18 protein-coding genes and 1 pseudogene are annotated in these 17,753 nt (G+C 54.0%); 10 read left to right on the forward strand and 9 right to left on the reverse strand.

Annotated features, from left to right (window positions below; all coding sequences use genetic code 11):
* From ACR0J4_RS22005 to ACR0J4_RS22035, 7 genes are all read right to left on the reverse strand, one after another.
* Nucleotides 1–520, reverse strand: a 520-nt coding sequence (locus tag ACR0J4_RS22005; protein ID WP_480668821.1) for a sulfatase-like hydrolase/transferase, incomplete at its 3' end; no start/stop codon positions are given.
* Nucleotides 521–819: 299 nt separating this feature from the next.
* The gene (locus ACR0J4_RS22010) at nucleotides 820–1,836 is read right to left on the reverse strand and encodes a DUF2955 domain-containing protein (protein WP_170644316.1); all 1,017 of its coding nucleotides are present in this window, start codon (nucleotides 1,834–1,836) and stop codon (nucleotides 820–822) included.
* Nucleotides 1,826–2,890, reverse strand: coding sequence for an HlyD family secretion protein (locus ACR0J4_RS22015; protein WP_170644314.1), 1,065 nt, complete (start codon nucleotides 2,888–2,890; stop codon nucleotides 1,826–1,828). The genes ACR0J4_RS22010 and ACR0J4_RS22015 overlap by 11 nt, the downstream gene beginning before the upstream one ends.
* Nucleotides 2,887–3,966 (reverse strand): AI-2E family transporter, encoded by a 1,080-nt coding sequence (locus ACR0J4_RS22020; protein ID WP_170377195.1) that lies wholly within the window; start codon nucleotides 3,964–3,966, stop codon nucleotides 2,887–2,889. Before ACR0J4_RS22020 ends, ACR0J4_RS22015 begins: the two co-directional genes overlap by 4 nt.
* A 180-nt stretch (nucleotides 3,967–4,146) precedes the next feature.
* The gene (locus ACR0J4_RS22025; RefSeq protein WP_480668822.1) at nucleotides 4,147–4,416 is read right to left on the reverse strand and encodes a potassium channel family protein; all 270 of its coding nucleotides are present in this window, start codon (nucleotides 4,414–4,416) and stop codon (nucleotides 4,147–4,149) included.
* 141 nt (nucleotides 4,417–4,557) lie between these two features.
* A complete protein-coding gene (locus ACR0J4_RS22030; protein WP_170644311.1) occupies nucleotides 4,558–6,171 on the reverse strand; it encodes a mechanosensitive ion channel family protein in 1,614 nt (537 codons plus the stop codon).
* Complete coding sequence (locus ACR0J4_RS22035) at nucleotides 6,168–7,493, reverse strand: mechanosensitive ion channel family protein (protein WP_170556329.1); 1,326 nt, start codon at nucleotides 7,491–7,493, stop codon at nucleotides 6,168–6,170. Before ACR0J4_RS22035 ends, ACR0J4_RS22030 begins: the two co-directional genes overlap by 4 nt.
* 126 nt (nucleotides 7,494–7,619) lie before the next feature.
* On the opposite strand from ACR0J4_RS22035, the gene ACR0J4_RS22040 reads away from it, so the two are divergent.
* Together ACR0J4_RS22040 and ACR0J4_RS22045 are read left to right on the forward strand one after the other, a co-directional pair.
* Nucleotides 7,620–7,880: a hypothetical protein gene (locus ACR0J4_RS22040; protein WP_480668823.1), complete on the forward strand. Its 261-nt coding sequence runs from the start codon at nucleotides 7,620–7,622 to the stop codon at nucleotides 7,878–7,880.
* A 138-nt stretch (nucleotides 7,881–8,018) separates the two neighbouring features.
* Nucleotides 8,019–8,387 (forward strand): annotated as a pseudogene (locus ACR0J4_RS22045) (DUF1254 domain-containing protein); the annotation flags it as partial.
* A gap of 168 nt (nucleotides 8,388–8,555) precedes the next feature.
* Here ACR0J4_RS22045 and ACR0J4_RS22050 read toward each other — a convergent pair.
* Nucleotides 8,556–9,467 (reverse strand): LysR family transcriptional regulator, encoded by a 912-nt coding sequence (locus ACR0J4_RS22050; RefSeq protein WP_170644309.1) that lies wholly within the window; start codon nucleotides 9,465–9,467, stop codon nucleotides 8,556–8,558.
* A 113-nt stretch (nucleotides 9,468–9,580) separates the two neighbouring features.
* Here ACR0J4_RS22050 and ACR0J4_RS22055 point away from each other — a divergent pair, with 113 nt between their 5' ends.
* Together ACR0J4_RS22055 and ACR0J4_RS22060 are read left to right on the forward strand one after the other, a co-directional pair.
* Nucleotides 9,581–10,516 carry a VOC family protein gene (locus tag ACR0J4_RS22055; RefSeq protein WP_170644307.1) on the forward strand — a complete coding sequence of 312 codons (936 nt, stop codon included), beginning with the start codon at nucleotides 9,581–9,583 and terminating at the stop codon, nucleotides 10,514–10,516.
* Nucleotides 10,517–10,530: 14 nt separating this feature from the next.
* Nucleotides 10,531–11,151: an alpha/beta hydrolase gene (locus ACR0J4_RS22060; RefSeq protein WP_170644305.1), complete on the forward strand. Its 621-nt coding sequence runs from the start codon at nucleotides 10,531–10,533 to the stop codon at nucleotides 11,149–11,151.
* Here ACR0J4_RS22060 and ACR0J4_RS22065 read toward each other — a convergent pair.
* Nucleotides 11,113–12,063: a LysR family transcriptional regulator gene (locus tag ACR0J4_RS22065; protein ID WP_480668824.1), complete on the reverse strand. Its 951-nt coding sequence runs from the start codon at nucleotides 12,061–12,063 to the stop codon at nucleotides 11,113–11,115. The two genes, ACR0J4_RS22060 and ACR0J4_RS22065, sit on opposite strands and share 39 nt — an antisense overlap.
* A 136-nt stretch (nucleotides 12,064–12,199) precedes the next feature.
* Between ACR0J4_RS22065 and ACR0J4_RS22070 the strand changes: the two genes are divergently transcribed.
* The 6 genes from ACR0J4_RS22070 to ACR0J4_RS22095 all read left to right on the forward strand — a co-directional run bounded on the left by ACR0J4_RS22070 (nucleotide 12,200) and on the right by ACR0J4_RS22095 (nucleotide 17,740).
* Nucleotides 12,200–12,961: a pirin family protein gene (locus tag ACR0J4_RS22070; protein WP_170644301.1), complete on the forward strand. Its 762-nt coding sequence runs from the start codon at nucleotides 12,200–12,202 to the stop codon at nucleotides 12,959–12,961.
* The gene (locus tag ACR0J4_RS22075; protein WP_170644299.1) at nucleotides 12,958–13,212 is read left to right on the forward strand and encodes a DUF1427 family protein; all 255 of its coding nucleotides are present in this window, start codon (nucleotides 12,958–12,960) and stop codon (nucleotides 13,210–13,212) included. The genes ACR0J4_RS22070 and ACR0J4_RS22075 overlap by 4 nt, the downstream gene beginning before the upstream one ends.
* Before the next feature lie 30 nt (nucleotides 13,213–13,242).
* Nucleotides 13,243–13,947 carry a hydrolase gene (locus tag ACR0J4_RS22080; RefSeq protein ID WP_170644297.1) on the forward strand — a complete coding sequence of 235 codons (705 nt, stop codon included), beginning with the start codon at nucleotides 13,243–13,245 and terminating at the stop codon, nucleotides 13,945–13,947.
* 132 nt (nucleotides 13,948–14,079) lie between these two features.
* The gene (locus tag ACR0J4_RS22085; RefSeq protein ID WP_170644295.1) at nucleotides 14,080–15,813 is read left to right on the forward strand and encodes an amidohydrolase; all 1,734 of its coding nucleotides are present in this window, start codon (nucleotides 14,080–14,082) and stop codon (nucleotides 15,811–15,813) included.
* A 24-nt stretch (nucleotides 15,814–15,837) separates the two neighbouring features.
* Nucleotides 15,838–16,146, forward strand: a complete 309-nt coding sequence (locus ACR0J4_RS22090; protein ID WP_170644293.1) for a GNAT family N-acetyltransferase — start codon at nucleotides 15,838–15,840, stop codon at nucleotides 16,144–16,146.
* Nucleotides 16,130–17,740 (forward strand): MFS transporter, encoded by a 1,611-nt coding sequence (locus ACR0J4_RS22095; RefSeq protein WP_170644291.1) that lies wholly within the window; start codon nucleotides 16,130–16,132, stop codon nucleotides 17,738–17,740. The genes ACR0J4_RS22090 and ACR0J4_RS22095 overlap by 17 nt, the downstream gene beginning before the upstream one ends.
* Nucleotides 17,741–17,753 lie beyond the last annotated feature (13 nt).

Genomic DNA, 17,753 nt, shown 5'->3' on the forward strand with positions numbered 1-17,753 from the left:
CAGGCTCTTCCATGTTGGCTTCAGCAAATCCCGGAAGCGTGCGCCAGACTGTAACGTCCGTGGTTTCAACACCGTAAAACTCGTCGAATCCCTGGTTGGTTGGATAGCGTCCTTCGGTCCATCCAAGGTGCCACTTGCCGTACATGGCCGTGTTGTATCCTGCTTCCTTGAGCATCTCGGCCATTGTGATTTCCCACAGAGTCAGACCGTAAACGCCACCCCCAAGTGGGACTGTATGGTTTCCGCTCCGAATGCCATACCGTCCCGTCATGGTCGCAGCGCGGGACGGCGTGCATTGGCTTTCCACGTTGAAGTTCGTGAGCCTTAATCCCTCAGCGGCCAGAGCATCCATTTCCGGAGTGGCGGTGCCGCGAATTATTCCTCCACCATTGAACCCTGGCTCACCCCAGCCAAAGTTATCGAGAAAAATAAAGACTATATTGGGCTTGTCATGAGCTGAGGCGACAGTGCCAATTAGAAGAGAAAGCAACAGTAGGAATGTTCGCGAAAACCGCTTCATGATGACGCTCCCTATAGATATCATTCGTTCGAGAATGGCGAAATTGGATGCCTGCGGTCAAAAAATGACCGTCTTCTAAGGGCTCGCTTTGAACTTTGGCTGCATCTTGAACGAACGGCAACTTTCAGGTCCAGAGTAGCCAGCAAGCGAAGCGGGCCGGTGGCAATTCGTAAAAAGCGGAAAGTAAACTTCCCGAGTTTAGATGCATCCTTGAAGTGTGCATTCTGTGTCATGATACGCGACTTAGAACAGCAAAACCTTCAAACCTTCTGTGGAGTGAATTGTCTAACGGTTCCACTTTAGGCCTCTGATGCAGGCTGACGTTTCTTTTCAGGCCAGAATTCGTCAACCACGACATAGGCAACAATTACGAAGATCGCAGCGCTGGCGACTTGCAGAACGCGCGTAATACTCTTTACGTCAGCTTCGTCGGAAAAAGGCGCAATTGACCCACCGTAGACGATCAAAGCAGTCGTAATTGCAGAGCCAGCGGCAGCGGCGAGCGGGGCTTGTGATTTTCCAAGTGCTCCGAGGGCCAGGCAAAAGAAAAAACACAGCAGAATAGAAGTGAGAATGACCGGGGCTATTACGTTTACTTCGTAACAAATGATAGAGACTGCTGCCCCAAGAAGGTTTGCCGTCAGCATTGCTTTTGCTACGGTTTTGCCCGCCGCAGGCATCGCAGCGAGTTGCTGGCTCAGCAGCGCGACAAAAAACAAAACCAATAATGCGGATGCCCCGGAAACAAAGAACGCCATAGCAAACGGAACTGTGACAAGTGACATCCTGACGATGCGGCGATGTGGGTCAAAGTCTGACGACGTTGCTGCTTTCTTCTGAGCGGCCGTCGGAGGCTCAGCGGGTATTAGCACGAACATCAGTGTCGACACGAAACCTGCAAAAAACAAATTCAGCGGTATCCAGTACACGAGCACCAAGGCCAAATCCTGCGATTGCAGAACCAAGTTCGGGATCATCAACGCCCCCATGAGAGCGATGACTCCCGGCAATACTCCGGCACCAGAAACGGACCAAACGAAAGACAGGATTATTCCGATGGCCACGAGGATGAGGAACACAAGAGGATATGGTGAGAAGATTGACGACACCAGGAACGAAATGAACATCAATCCAATCGAGAAGACAAACAGCTTGCCAAACGCCGCCAAAGGCAATGCGGCAGGCGCTTGCAGAAACAGTGCAGTGAATACCGCCCCGACGACTGCGAGTGGCCAACCAAGAAACAAGCCCAACGAAAAGACACCGGTCACACCCAGCGCAAGCCGGGCGACGGAGCGCTGGTCCTCAGTACGCATAGGACAGAATTGAAACCACGCGGATATAGGTACGGCCTACGAGGTTCAGTAACGAGTTGTCACTTAGATACATAATCACATCGGCCTGCCCGTTCAGCTGAAAGCGAAGGTCATCTTCAGCACTTCCAGCTTCATAACCAGGTAAGACGATCCTGACCGGGAACCTTTCAGGCTCTCGCAAGAACCCCTTGGTGCTTGGTGCGCTTGCCAATTGCCCGGGTTCGTCACCACCACTCAAAGACACAGCGGCACTGAAGCTCTCAATGACGCCAGGGACAATCTTACCGGGATGCATATCCAACACCACATCAACCGGAGACCCTATCGACGCCCTTCCCAGGTTGTTCTCGGTAAAATACGCTTCGATCCAGACGTCCGTTGCATCCAGAAACGTCAACAGATCTTGCCCGGATCGGGCATACGTACCGGGGGCTATTAGCAAGTTTGAGATGACACCTGTTGCCGGAGCACGCAGTTCAGTCCATTCAAGGTTCAGTTCCGAATCTGCCAAAGCAGCCAACGCGCGCTGGATCTTCGGGTTTTCAACCCCGTCGTCACCGAGCCTCTGCTTTGCTTTTTCCAGATCCGCTTTTGCGTTCTCAAAATTTGCTTCAGATTCTGCCAACTGCCCTCGCGCATCATCGGCCTTTGAGACGGCAATCAAACCCTTCTTTTCGAGCGCAAATACGCGCTCTGTCTGAAGGCGCATGGTATCGAGATCACTCTGCGCCCTCGCCAATTTCGCCTGCGCAGCGCTTACTTCCGCTGACGATGCTCCCACCTCTTGAGTGGCCGCCTCGAGATCGGCTTGGGCTTTGTCACGATCAATTTCGTACGGTCTGGCATCAATCCGAACCAGAACATCCCCTGCCGAGACCACCTGACCGTTTTGAACAAGAACCTCGGTCACCGTCCCAGTGACCTGCGGAACGATCTGGGTCGCCACTGCCTTTACTCTGGCATTTCCGGTGAACGGTGTCTTTCTGTCAGCGACCAGATACCAGACGAGAAAAATGAGAATGACGGCTAATGTCGACCAGATCGTCTTCCTCATTCTGCAGCTCCTTCAGCGGCGTCTTCGCTAACCGGCGGTGCGTCAATCCAGACTTTGAACAACTCATAGAAGACCGCAAACAATACAGGTCCCATGAAAATGCCGATCAAGCCATAGGCCATCATACCCCCCAGAACCCCAATGAGGATCACAAGCATCGGCGTTTCAAGGCCTTTTGAGATAAAGACGGGGCGCAGGAAGCTGTCCATTATGGTCACGGGAATGGCCAGTATGGTGAAGATCAAAGCCGCACCTCCGGACATGGAGCTCCATGCATAAATGATCACTGGTATAAGCACCAAACCGGGTCCAATCTGGATGATCGAAAGGATCAGGCAGACAAACGCCAGCGTCGCGGCCGAGCCAATCCCAAACAGAACCAGCAATATCCACACGACGACGGCCTGAATGGCGGCAACGCCAATTACACCTTTTGTCACATTTCGGATCGTCGCGCCTGCCAGAGTAACGAATTCACCACCACGCGGTGCAAATACACGGTTGGCAAAGCGCTGAAGGCCCTGAACCATACTTGGTCCGGGACTGAACAGAGCCCCCATTATCAATACCGACAGAGCGAGGCCAAGAAGCCCAATTCCGATTCCCAACACCTTTCCAAAAAGAGACTTGGTGATTTCAAGAATTTGGGTGCCGTATTTTGCAAGCGCACCGTCCAGATTCCGCTCGAACATGCCCCAAACATCAGCAATTTTCCCGCCGACTACCGGTAGTTCCTTGAGACCTTCGGGTGCTGGAGGGATTTTTATTTCGCCTTTGTCGGCCTGTTCCGCAAACTCGGACCCTAGTTCAGCAGCACCGGAAACCGCAGTTGCGACAGGCCCTAGGGTCAGAACAAGGCCCAACAAAACCAAGATCGTCGCTGCAAGCTTCTTTCGCCCTCCCAATTTAGATTGCATCCAATCAAACACCGGATAGAGCGCCACGCAAAGGATGGTTGCCCAGATGACCACGCTTGCGAGCGGGGCCACCATGACCAATGCGCTATAGAGAAATAGTCCGAGAAACAGCAGTCGTATCGCTAGATCGACAATCTTTGCGTCCTGAGTTTTTTCCATTCCATCCCCCTGGGTTTGTTTTCTGAATATTATACTCAAAAAACGTTATATGTATATTTTTTTGAGATTGAGGTGATGACCTATCAATTTGAAGACAAAAGTGAATCCGCAATAGGGTTTGAAATGCGCTGGCGTTCTTATGCCTGCGCACAAACTCGGTTGGACGAAACCAGGTACAGTTTATTCGTCTGTTTTCTTGTCGTCTTGGGATAAGATCGTATCAGCCACAGTGGTCGCAGCAGTCACAAAAACGCCCAGCCCTACAATGATGTAAAACATTGTAACGATTTTCCCCACTGCGGTTTCAGGTGAAAAATCACCAAACCCTACGGTCGAAATTGTAACGACAGAAAAGTAGATTGAGTCGAGCCAACTCCAACCTTCTACAAAGTGGTAGAAGACCGAGGCCCATAAAATCATTCCGACCGTGAAGGCCAAAAGGCCTTTCACTCTGCCATCCTTAAAGGCCGTTCGTATCCCTCTGGTGATTCTGGTAAGCGCGTTCATTGGACTACCTTAGCAACTAACACATAATTACATAGCGGTTTTAGAATTTAATATGAATCACGCATCGTCGTTTGGTCAAAGACCCTATTCAACTTCATGAGCAAGCCTGCCGTTCCATTCTTCTGTCGAAACTTTGGGTTCAGGCGGATCTGCTATGTAGGACGGTGTCATGATCTGTGTTCCGTTTTCATTGAACACTTCGACTATATTCTCGCGAAGATCGGACAAGATTTTGGGCAAGCTCGATCCACGCGACGTATAGGCATTGATCTCATAATTGATCGCGTAGTCAGCCAGTTGCGTCCAAAGGACAAAGGGCTCCGGCGACTTTTTCAAGCCTTGAGTTCGAAGAGCTGCCTCCACCAACATAGCTTTGATTTTCTTCGGAGGCTCCTCGTATCCGATCCCGACTGACGTGTGAACCAGCAGTCCTCGCCCATCCACTTTGCGCGAGTAATTCACAACCTCGGAATTTAACAATTGCGAGTTTGGAATACTAATCATCTCGTTTTTTATCGACTTGATGAGTGTTTCCATGAGCTTGATTTCGGTGACATCCCCTATCTTGTCACCAACCTGAATGCGATCGCCAATATTAGTACTGCGTCTGTAGATAACAAACAGGCCCGCCATCATGTTTGAAACAACCGTGTTTGACCCGAGCGAAACCATGATACCTGCGAGAATGGTCAGACCCTGAAAAGCTCGTGAATCAGACCCTGGAATGTAAGGGTAAGCGAATACGAGCGCGATCACGATGATCAATGCCCTGACCAGCATTTTTGTAGGTGCAATCCAATGGTCTTCAAAGTCCTTGATCTTGAAAGCACCATTCTCGAGGTTTTCAAAGAATAGATCGATGCCACGAATGGCCATTCTTGTGACAGCGGCAATGATGGCGAGCATGATGAGGTTTGGAATGTAGCTCATAATTGCCAAGACAACGCTGATGAGGGGCTCACTGACGTACTTCAAAAGGATTTGAGCAATACCCTGTGTTTCGGCGAAAGAAAGCAGGACCAGAGAAAGATAGTAGTAGAAGAAGAACAGAAAAAGGACCCACATCAAGATGTGAATTGAATAGACGATGATCGACGCGATAGCCCTGCTCCTTAAGATGGACTTGGTGGCTTCCTCGACGCCTTCCGCCCTCTTCTCCAAGATTTTTCTTATGTATTTCAATAACTTTTTACGTTTTGCAAAAAACCCATACGAAGCCAAAGCAAAGATTACCGTCCAAGCAAATGCCGCCATGGCACTGCCCACTCTGCCCTCATTGGACCGACCTTCTCGGTATTGGAGGATTGCTGCCTCGATCGCTTCGGATTGAAGCCCAGCAAGAACCTCAATGGCCATTTGTTCGTGTTCAGCGTCCGCTTGCGTGGTGATCGTAACCATTTGTCCATCCGCGCGGATTAATTTTCCGAACTCGGCATCCGAAATCTGCATCTGGACCGTGTTGCTTTGAGACGCATCTGCGACCTGAGCAATTCGTTCCTCAATTTTTGCCGCCCTTTCAATGGCAGGCAACGCGCTCGATCCTCGAACCACGAATAACTCCGAGCCGTCGATAACAACCGGCGCTATGAACTCGGGATCGTCTCTTTCTTCGGGTGCAACGAGGATCTCCTCGGACTGGGCAAACGCGACATTGCACAAGAGAAGAAATGATACGAACCAAACTGAAAAAGCTCTCATGAGTTTGCTCCTTCCACAGGTATCAAGTGAATATCCCGTTGTGGGAACGGGATCGAAATACCTTCTTCGTCAAACCGCTCTTTTGCCTGACCCGTTAGGTCCCAATAGACTGTCCAATAGTCGTCTGATTTGGACCACGGTCGGCAAAAGATATTGACCGAGTTGTCACCCAACTCACCCACAAAAACTTCCGGCTCCGGCGTCTTCAGACACAGCGCATGTTGGGCTACCAAGTCTTTCAGAACGTCAATTGCCTGGGCTGCGTTGTCCGAATAGGCGATGCCAAAAACCAGATCGACCCTACGTTCTTCAGATGCGCTCACATTGGTGATTACATCCCCCCAAATCTTGCTGTTTGGCACCACGATGATCTGGTTATCGAACGTTCTGATCTTGGTCGAAACAACTGACATCTCGTCCACGAAACCGGATGAACCCCCGACCTGAATATAGTCGCCGGTATCAAACGGCTTGAGAACCATGATCATCAAACCGCTTGCAAGGTTGCCCAAAGTTTCCTGCAAAGCGAAGCCGAGAATAAATGACAAACCGCCAAGCACCGCAAATAGCGGTGTGACGTTGACTCCGAAGAGAGCTAAGACGACCAGGATGCCAAGCACAAAAACAACCCAGTAAACCGTTGTGGCGATGAACCGCTTGAGCATCCTGGAAATCGTCGGAATTTTGCCGAGGCCGCGTTCGGTGATCCGTCTCACCATTCTTGCGATAAACATCATGGCCCAGACAGCCAACAAAACGCCCAGGGCGGCCATCAGCACGCCAACGCCGCCATCCCAGGAAAACAGCCAAGTCCAGGCGTTCTGAAAAAGCGTTTGAAGATCGGTCGTCTTAAGAGCGCCTGCTTTCAATGCGAGAATATAGTCGGTATGAGGCTCGAGCTCTTCCGCCTTTGCTCCTTTCAAAGTCCAGGCTTCAAGCACCAGTCGGTAGTTGTTCAGAAAATCTGATCCAGATTCACTTAAGGAAGACAATTGAGACCGCAAGCTGGCCTCTTGCTCTCCGCTTGCTGACCGAAGCTGAAGGTTGATTTGCGCGACGTCTTCGAGTTGCGATCGCACGTAACCCTGCCAACTACCTGCGACGTCAGATAACTCTTCAGCCGTTAACGGGACGAGTAGGATTTCCAAGTCATCTGCAGGGATTGTTTTTTCAACCACCTCTTCCAACAAGTTGTTGTTTTCCAGCACAACAACTTCCTGCTCTGGTTCAGTGACTTGAGCGACAACAGGAAACCCATTCGACGACACCGCAACGCACCAAAATAATAGCCAGACCAGTCTAATTCTGCGAAGTCGTTTCATTTGAAGTCCCCTACTCCTATAGCGCTTGAGGAGAGCATAGGAGGACCCATCAAATCTAGACTTATGTTTATTTTTGCATGTTTAAGTGCTGGCAACAGCTATGTTAGGTGCGCCTCGTGGTAGAAAATGGCGATCACTCCAATTCGCCGATTTTACTGCGTTGCGAGTATAGGAAATTCCTGTTTGCAGCCCTTCCAAAATCGCCCAAAAAGGGAAAGAGCTTCATCAGATTTGGACACTTTCGGAAAGATCTCCTCCATGTTGCGCTTGAAAGACATCGCAATTGCAAAGGCACTTGCGCTCGGCCTAGCTGCAGCGACAACCGCCCAATCAAGTGAGTTCGATCTAGCGAATGCCACCACTGCCGAGCGGATGACTTATCATTGAGCTGTCGACGCAGCCGTTTGGGCGATGCCACTGATGAATTTTAAGTTTTATCGTGATGCACTTGCCAATGCAGGGGTTGGTCCCAATGACATCGGGTATAATTCACAAGCCTAGGATTGGCGTTTCCAGACTGCAACACCGAATAACACGACGCCCTACTTCCACAGCTATTGGACTATCGAAGACGGCCCGATGGTTTTTGAAATGCCTGCGTCCGAAGAGGGTATGGGAATCTTCAGCACAATTTTGGAAGCATTGCAAAGCCCTCTGGACGACGTCGGCTCCAACGGTCGGGACCGCGGCGCGGGAGAAAGGTACATGCTGGTGCTGCCGGGATACAACGGTCCGCTGCTTCCGAACCCTCTGGTCTATGAACAAGACAAGAACTTCGGTTTTGCCTTGCTTCGTCCGATCCTTGCCGGCGCCGCCACCGAAGAAAACCTTGCGAAAGCCGCCGCGCTGACCAAAAAGACCAAAGATTGCCCTCTATCTGAGGCAGGTGGTTAGATGTCAACTCATTGCATCGACGTTTACGGGGTTAATTTAGAAATGACGCCTGCGATGAACGGCGGCATGTACAGCCATAAGCACCCCCATTTCATGCTCCCGTAAACAGTGTCGTTCAATCTGACTTGCCCTAAGGAGAACCAGCGCCGATTTGCAGCCCAAATGGCTTCAAACTTGTGTTTCCAGGTTCGGGTGGTCTTGCACGAATTTTTCAAAGTAATCCGCAAACGTTCCAACGATCGGTGGGAGTTGTTCGTATGGGGGGTAGTACAGCGTCAACCATAACGACGTGATAGACCAGCTTGGCATCACCTGCACGACTTGTCCGCTAGCTAATCCCTTGTCAGTTATGAAATCCGGTAGAACACATATGCCCTCTCCCGCGACCGCAAGAGCGTAGAGGAAGTCTCCATTGTTAGAGATTATCTTTCCGCCTGCTTGAATTGAAACGTTGCTACCTGCATTGGAGAAGTCCCAAGTTTCAGCGCGACCTTGCGTGCTGTAAGACATCAGAAAGTCTGGGTTCAGATCGCGCGGATGATCAGGCCTCGGGATGCGTTCAAACAGAGACGGCGCAGCAATCATATGCCGCGGAACTTCGCAAAGTTTGCGCCAAATTGTCGACTTGTCGGTAGGCGGGCCCGATACACGTACAGCGAGGTCGCAGTTTTCCTCAATCACATCAAGTAGGGTGTCGGTGAAGTTGATCTCGACTGAAATATTCGGATAGGCGAGACGAAACCCCGAGATCACTTGCGGCAGCAACGTGACGCCCAGCGATACCGGCGCGGTCAGACGTAGATGGCCCTTGTCAGGTTGGTTGGCCCGTTGAAGACTGCGTGTGACCTTTTCAAACCCCTCCAATAGCGGTCTGTACTGCGCAAGGACAGTCGCTCCGGCGCTGGTTAGTGAAACTTGTCGAGTCGTACGCACCAGAAGCTGCGTGCCCAGATCTCTCTCAAGCTGCGCTATGATGCGCGTTGCTGATGCCGGTGCGATGCCCAGTTCGCGCGCGGCCAAAGAAAAGCTTTTCAGGTCTGATACGGCGCGCAGAACGCGGATGGGCTTAAGCTCGATCATCTCAGTTTAATAATTCCGTTTTCGACAATAATAAAGCCACATAGTTGTCTATTCACTTTAATAATCGATGCGCCATCTTTGATGCAAGTGGAACACTCGCCAAGGAGCGGAACATGATCAAAGATATCAAAGGGCTGCACCACGTCACATCGATGGCTGCAGACGCCAGCACCAACAACGCTTTCTTCACCAACACACTTGGCATGCGCCGGGTGAAAAAGACGGTCAATTTCGATGCGCCTGAGGTGTATCACCTCTACTACGGGGACGAGGTTGGAACACCGGGCTCGGTAATGACCTATTTTCCTTTTGGTCAGATGCCAAAGGGACGCAGAGGGGCCGGTGAGGTAGGTGTGACAGAGTTTGCCATCCCCACAGGTGGTGTCGAATTCTGGAAACAACGTCTTGCATCTGAGGGCGTGACTGGGCTGGCCGATGGCACGGTCTTCGGAGAAAAGCGTCTGTCCTTCGACGGCCCCGATGGCGACAGCTTTGCCTTGGTCGAGTCTGATGCGCGGGGTCGGACAGCCTGGACCCAGGGCGGTGTTCCCGATGAGGCCGGGATTCTTGGGTTCCGGGGCGCTCGGTTCTCTCTGAAGGATGTCGATGCGACGGGTGAACTGCTGACCTTCATGGGATACCAGAAGGCTGAAACCGAAGGTGACGTCACTCGCTATGTGATCGAAGGGGGCAACGCTGCAGACACGATCGATCTGCAGCAGCTACCGTCAAGTACCCCGACCGCTGGTCAGGGCGCTGGGTCCGTTCATCATATCGCTTTTGCCGTCGACGACCGCGCCGCGCAACTGCGTGTTCGGCAGGCCTTGCTGGATACAGGCTATCAGGTCACGCCGGTTATCGACCGTGACTATTTCTGGGCGATCTATTTCCGCACGCCGGGTGGTGTGCTGTTTGAGATCGCTACCAACGAGCCCGGTTTTGACCGCGATGAAGACACGGCCCATCTGGGTAAGGCGCTTAAGTTGCCTACCCGCTACGAGCCACATCGCAGCAAGATCGAAAGTCTCCTGCCCCCACTTGCATCATGATTTCAGAGGTTGAAATGTCCAAAGATCTCTATCAGGCGCTTGTGCACGCGCCGCAACCCGCCCGTCCGCTGGTCTTTGCCTTTCATGGCACCGGAGGGGATGAGCATCAGCTTGTTGAATTGGCCGGCACTCTCGTCGCTGGCGCCGGGATCGTATCACCGCGCGGCGATGTCTCAGAGATGGGGGCCGCTCGGTTCTTCCGCCGCACAGCCGAGGGTGTGTATGACATGGAGGACCTTGCCCGTGCGACGGACAAGATGATTGCGTTCATCGAAGCCCATCGCGCATCGCATCCCGGTCATCCGGTCTATGGCTTCGGCTATTCGAACGGGGCAAACATCCTGGCGGCGGTCTTTCTCAAACGCCCGGACCTGTTCGAGCGGGTTGGCCTTTTGCATCCGATGGTCACGTGGGAACCGAACGCGCATCCTAAGCTGGTGGGGCGGAAAGTTCTGGTGACCGCCGGACGACGCGACCCAATCACGCCATGGCCGATGACGGAACGCCTTATGAACTGGCTTTCTGAACATGGTGCTGAGGTTACTTCGGACGTCCATGAAGGCGGGCACGAGCTGCGAAACTCTGAACTGACGGCGCTAGCCGCCCACTTCAACGGGGATGTCGACGCCGGGTGAAGGTTCACGCATTGCATTCAACGTAGACAAGACGGCGGCTTCTTTGCGCGCCCAGGACATGAACTCATGAATATGCTCTTCACGTTCCCGGCCCGGGTGGCAACATATGAAATAGCTGAACCCGGTTTCCACCACCGGACCGAACGGGCAAACAAGCCGTCCGTCCGAAAGTGCGGAATAGACCAGCAGCGACCCGCAGAGCGCGACACCCGCACCTGCGATCGCAGCATCCACAATCTGGCCACCCGGAGGTCTTTCAAACCGCATGGCTTTCGAAGGATCAACCGCATTCGGAAGCCCGGTGTGTTGGCTCCAAAGAACCCAACTGGGAACCGACCCGTCCAGCATCGGCGTTGTATCATACAGAACCTGCGCGGCCTTGATGTCGGCAGGGGACTTTATGTCGTACGTGTCCAGCACAGCTGGGCTGGCGACCACCAGCATCAACTCCCGGTGAAGCAACTCCGTATAACGGTCCTCTGGCGGTTCGCTGGTGTATCGAATTTCGATATTGGCGGTCGCGTGGGTTTTGTGGTCCGAAGGGTTTTCGGACTCAATGTGGACCTGAACGTCGGGATGGTCCTTGGTGAACTTGTGCAGCCTTGGCAAAAGCCACTTGCTGATCAACGCATTGCTGGAACTGATGCGCAGTTTAGGCGTCTTCTTGGGTCGAACCTCATCGACCACCTGACGGATCTGCAAGAACGCTTCACTGATCGTTGGCTGCAAGCGCTGCCCTTCGGGTGTCAAATGGATCGCGCGGGTCTTTCGCACAAACAAAGCCACCCCAAGGTCGGCCTCCAGCGCCTTGATCTGCTGGCTAACCGCACCCGGCGTCACCGAAAGCTCATAGGCCGCTTCCTTGATCGAGCCGCGCCGCGCTGCGGCCTCAAAGGCGCGCAAACTTAGCAAGGAAGGCAATCGGGACAGCGGCATGGCAACACAGAAAACAGTTTAGCCTAACTAATGCATACCCGCAGAACTTCTGCTTTGTCGAGTTCAAACTACGCCCCACATCGAAGAGCAACAGAACTTGGAACTGAGTGAAATGATCAAGATTCACGAAAAAGCATCGCGGGGACGCACGCAAAACGGATGGCTGGATAGCTATCACATGTTTTCGTTCGGCCAGTTCCAAGACCCGACGCGCATGGGGTTCGCCAATTTGCGCGTGATCAACGAAGACGGCCTGATCCCAGGTGGTGGTTTTGCTGCGCACGATCATGCGGATATGGATATCATTACACTGGTTCTGGATGGGCAACTGCGCCACGAGGATGATCAGGGCAATGTCGCCAGTATAAGCGCAGGCGAAGTGCAGGGAATGTCGGCAGGCACTGGCGTGCGCCATTCCGAATACAACGGCTCCACGTCGGAGCCCGCAAAATTCCTGCAAATCTGGCTGATCCCGGATGAGGTGAGTGGTCAGCCTTCATACACACAAGCCTCGCTTCCGAACGAAGGGGATGTCCTGCTCGCTGGACCCGCCTCATTGCACCCTTTGATCCCGTTGAAATCAAGGGCGCGACTGGCGCTTCGTCGGTTCACCGAAGGACAAGAACTTGTGCTTTCTCCAAATGGCGAAAGTGACCACTTCGTTCATTTGCTGGATGGCCTTGCCTTTGCCGAGCACGAACGTCTGAGCGCGGGTGACGGTCTACAGGTTCCGCGATCCGAACAGGTCACTATGCAATGGCACACTGACGGTGCTGCGCTGGTGTTCGATATGCCAAGCCCCCCGGCAAGGAAAGAATCCAAAACCCTCAAAGCCAGATCAATCGAACTAGAATTGCAAGGAGACCCGACGTGACTTGGCAACCATATCTCATATCGCTCGCAGCGGGCCTCGGGATTGGGGTCATCTATGGCCTGATCGCAGTCCGCAGTCCCGCCCCGCCAATCATCGCGCTTTTGGGCCTCTTGGGCATGCTCGCCGGAGAAGCTGCAGTGCAATGGATCCGAGGTCATTCCGACGCTGTGTCACAGGCCCTGCATCTGAAATCCTTCGCCGTCACGCAAGTGGAAGAGACGAGCCAACCAACCGAACCCAAAACCCTTTAGCCCCATCTACCCTCAACAAAGGAATGAAAAATGTCCAAACTTGAAGTCCTTACACCAGAGAACAGCCAGATCATCTTCATCGATCATCAGCCACAGATGGCTTTTGGCGTGCAGTCGATTGATCGTCAGACACTGAAGAATAACACCGTTGCCTTGGCAAAAGCCGCCAAGATCTTTGACGTGCCCACTATCATCACCACGGTCGAAACGGACAGTTTTTCCGGGCACACCTATCCTGAACTTCTGGATGTAAACCGACAGGCGCCTTTACTGGAACGCACGTCCATGAATTCCTGGGACGATCAGAAAGTCCGCGATGCACTGGCACGAGGAGCTGCGGAAGGTCGCAAGAAAATCGTTGTCTCGGGTCTTTGGACCGAAGTCTGTAATATCACCTTTGCGCTGAGCTGCATGGCCGACACGGACTACGAAATTTATATGGTTGCCGACGCGTCGGGCGGTACGTCGGCTGATGCCCACAAATACGCGATGGATCGGATGGTTCAGGCCGGCGTCATCCCCGTGACCTGGCAGCAGGTACTTCTGGAATGGCAGCGGGATTGGGCGCGCCGCGATACCTACGATGCTGTCATGGACTTGGTGCGTGAACACTCCGGTGCTTACGGAATGGGCGTCGATTACGCCTATACGATGGTCCACAAGGCGCCATCGCGCAGCCGCCACGCTGGACCAACGCTGGAAGCGGTGCCTGCCGGTAAAGTCGCCGCAGAATAGTCTGTCGCGCAAAGCCCGCTCGGTCCCCTCATCCCTCCCCATGAAACCGAGCGGGAGACTTTCCAAACCTCTCTCAATCTGTGCCCTTGCGGTGGGCACAGACACCTCACGTTTTGCCAAAGGATCTGCACCATGGCCGCCCCAGACACGATACTCTTCAACGGCAAGATCACGACGATGGATCCCGACAGGCCCGCAGCAACCGCTGTGGCCATTTCAGGGGATCAGATCAACGCTGTTGGAACAGACAAGGACATGCTTGGGCTTGCGGGACCCGAAACCGAGACCATTGATCTGGGCGGCCAGCGTGTAATTCCCGGCCTGATCGACAGCCATACGCACATCATCCGACAAGGCAACAACTTCGCCATGGAGCTGCGCTGGGATCACGTTCCGTCGCTTGCTGACGGTCTGCGTATGCTGAAGGCGCAAGCAGAGCGTACTCCTGCCGGGCAATGGATCCGCGTGGTTGGTGGTTGGTCCGTTGATCAATTCGCCGAAAAGCGCCTGCCGACGATTGATGAGATCAATGCGGTCGCGCCGGATGTGCCTGTGTACGTGTTGCATCTCTATGATCGGGCGTGGCTGAACAAAGCCGCCCTGCGTGCAATCGGCATCGACAAACACTTCTACGAGCCCTTTGTCTCAGGGCGTCTGGAGCGGGACGATCAGGGCAACCCGACAGGCCTCGCGATGGCGCGCCCCAACGCGCAACCGCTTTACGCGTTGTTGGATATGGCCCCCAAGCTGGATTTCGAACAGCAGGTCACCTCGACCAAGCACTATTTCAAGGCGCTGAATGGTCTTGGATTGACCTCGGCTTTGGATTGCGCGGGTGGGTTCCTGAACTATCCCGACGATTACGGCGTCATCACCGAGTTGAACAAACGCGGCGAGCAAACCGTGCGCATCGGCTATCAACTATTTGCGCAGCGCCCGATGTTTGAGCTGGACGATTTCAAACGTTGGAATGACATCGTCAAGCCAGACGAAGGCAACGACTACCTGAAATGCGTGGGCGCGGGCGAGATGCTGGTCGCGTCGGCCTATGATTTCGAAGATTTCAGCTACCCACGCCCCGATCTGCCCAAGCGGATGGAGGGGGACCTCAGGCCGGTACTCGAGTTTCTGTTCGAAAACCGCTGGCCGATCCGCTTCCATTGTACCTACGAGGAAAGCGCCCACCGGTTGCTGAGCCTTATTGAAGAGGTCGGCCGTGACAAAGGGCTGGAAGAGCTGAATTGGATTTTCGATCACGGCGAGACGATCTCAGAATCCACCATGGAGTGGGTCGCGCGTCTGGGCGGCGGTATCAGCTATCAAAACCGCATCGCTTTTCAGACCACAGCCTATCGCGACCGTTACGGTGAAGACGCCCTGCGCGAGGTCATGCCGGTCAAGAAGATGATGGCCTCTGGTGTGCCACTGGCTGCTGGCACGGATGCGACGCGGGTGTCGTCATACAATCCGTGGTTGGCCATTCATTGGGCCGTTTCTGGCAAGGGTCGTGGCGGAGACATCATCTGGAGTGCGGCGAACCGTTTGGATCGGCACGACGCGCTGCGTCATTGGACCGCCGCCGGAGCTTGGTTCAGCCGGGAAGCGGGTAAGAAAGGTCAGATCAAGGCGGGGCAATGGGCGGATATCGCCGTGCTCGACAGGGACTATTTCTCGATCGCCGAGAACGAGATCACCGAAATCGAGGCCGACCTGACACTGACGGGCGGCAAGATCGTACATGCCAAGGCCCGATTTGCGGCGCATGCGCCTGCCCCACTGCCAGAGCTTCCGGATTGGTCACCCGTTCCAATTTTCGGTGCACCCGGCGCTTCGGCGCAAAGCCAAGGCAGCCTTGCTGCTGAATAGCGGCAAGACCTCAGGAGATTTCCAATGTTGGACGACCAAAAGCTAAAAATCACATACAGCGAAAGCGATACAAAAGCACGATACGGCGCTTCGGTGTCCGGGATCGTGAGCGAGGCGGAACTTACGCTGTCAAAAGTTACGCCCAGCCTCGTTATCGCCGACCATACGTTTGTCCCGGAAGAGTTGCGTGGTCGCGGCTTGGCTCGGACCTTGGCCGCGCAACTTGTGGCGGACGCGCGCGACAAGGGTCTCCGCATTGTGCCTCTTTGCCCGTTTGTGCGGTCCTACGCCGAAAGAAACCGCGAGGAGTTGGCAGATGTCATCCAGTGGTAGTATCGCGAAACCAGCACCTGCGGCATCCAACTCGGCTTGGGCCCCGTTCAAACATCGGGCGTTTGCGCTTCTTTGGGTTGCGACCCTGATCTCTAACGTCGGCACTTGGATGCATGATGTGGGCGCAGGGTGGCTGATGACGACACTCAATTCATCTCCAGCAGTTGTCTCGTTGGTCCAAGCGGCAACAACCCTACCCGTGTTCATCTTCGCTTTGTACGCCGGTACGCTGGCGGACCGGTTGGACAAACGTAAGCTGTTAATCACAGTGAACGTGGTGCTTCTGGTACTGGTGTCGGTGCTAACCGTGCTGGTTCAGCTTGAACTGGTAACACCGACGCTCCTGATCCTGTTCACGTTGGCCATCGGAACTGGCACGGCCTTCATGGCTCCGGCCTGGCAAGCGATCGTGCCAACTCTGGTGCCGCGTGACGCGTTGCAGCCCGCCATCGCGCTGAATTCAATGGGCATCAACATCAGCCGCGCGATCGGCCCTGCTTTGGCTGGCGTTTTGATTGCATCGGTCAGTTTGGCGGCCCCTTTTGCGGTCAACGCGGTCAGCTATCTCGTGATCATTGGCGCTCTGTTGTTTTGGAAGCACGACGTCGGCGTTTCGAAGACATCTCAGCCTATGTTCAACGCGATGATGACCGGCATGCGTCACGTCGCACATAACAGCCCGCTCAAGGCAACGTTGATCCGATCCTTTGCCTTCTTCATCTTTGCCTCTGCGTATTGGGCTCTGCTGCCGCTGGTCGTCCGAACGATCGAAGGGGGCGGGGCGACGCTGTATGGATTGTTGCTGACTTTGATCGGTGCCGGGGCTGTTGCGGGAGCTTTGACACTTCCGCAGTTCCGCGCGAAGCTTGATGCAAGCACGACAGCTGCAGGCGGCACTATCGGCACTGCCGTTGCCATGGCAATTCTCGCAACGGCGACAACGCCTCCCTTGGCTTATATCGCCGCATTGTTGGGTGGCTTTAGCTGGATTGCCGTTCTCACCACGTTCAATGTCTCGGCGCAGACCGCGCTGCCCAACTGGGTCAGGGCCCGAGGATTGTCTGTGAATCTGATGGTGTTCTTCGGGTCCATGGCGTTTGGATCAGCATTCTGGGGTCAGGTGGCCACGGCAACATGTGTTTCGATCACCTTGCTGATCGCAGCAGGCGGTTTGATCGTTGGCTTGCTTCTTACGCGCAAGTTCCAGCTTGGTCAGGGCGAAGATCTGGACCTGACGCCCTCTATGCATTGGCCGGCGCCGCAAGTTGCCCTTGAAGAGCACGGCTTGGCATCCCGCGGTCCCGTCATGGTCGAAGTCGAGTATCGCATCCGACCCGAGGACGAAGCTGCGTTCCTGTCCGCGATTCAAGAATGGTCAGGCGAGCGCTGGCGCGACGGAGCCTATGATTGGCGCGTTTTCCAAAGCGCAGAAGAGCCTGAGCTATGGGTCGAAGCCTTCATGGTTTCTTCCTGGGAGGAACATCTGGCCCAGCACGAGCGTGTATCACACCAGGATCAGGACCTTCAACGGGCTGTCGCAGCCTTTGATACCCGTGAAAGCGGGCCGGTCGTTCGCCATCTGATCGCACCATGATGAGAGTGTTTGT

The organism is Ruegeria sp. B10, from assembly GCF_056539825.1.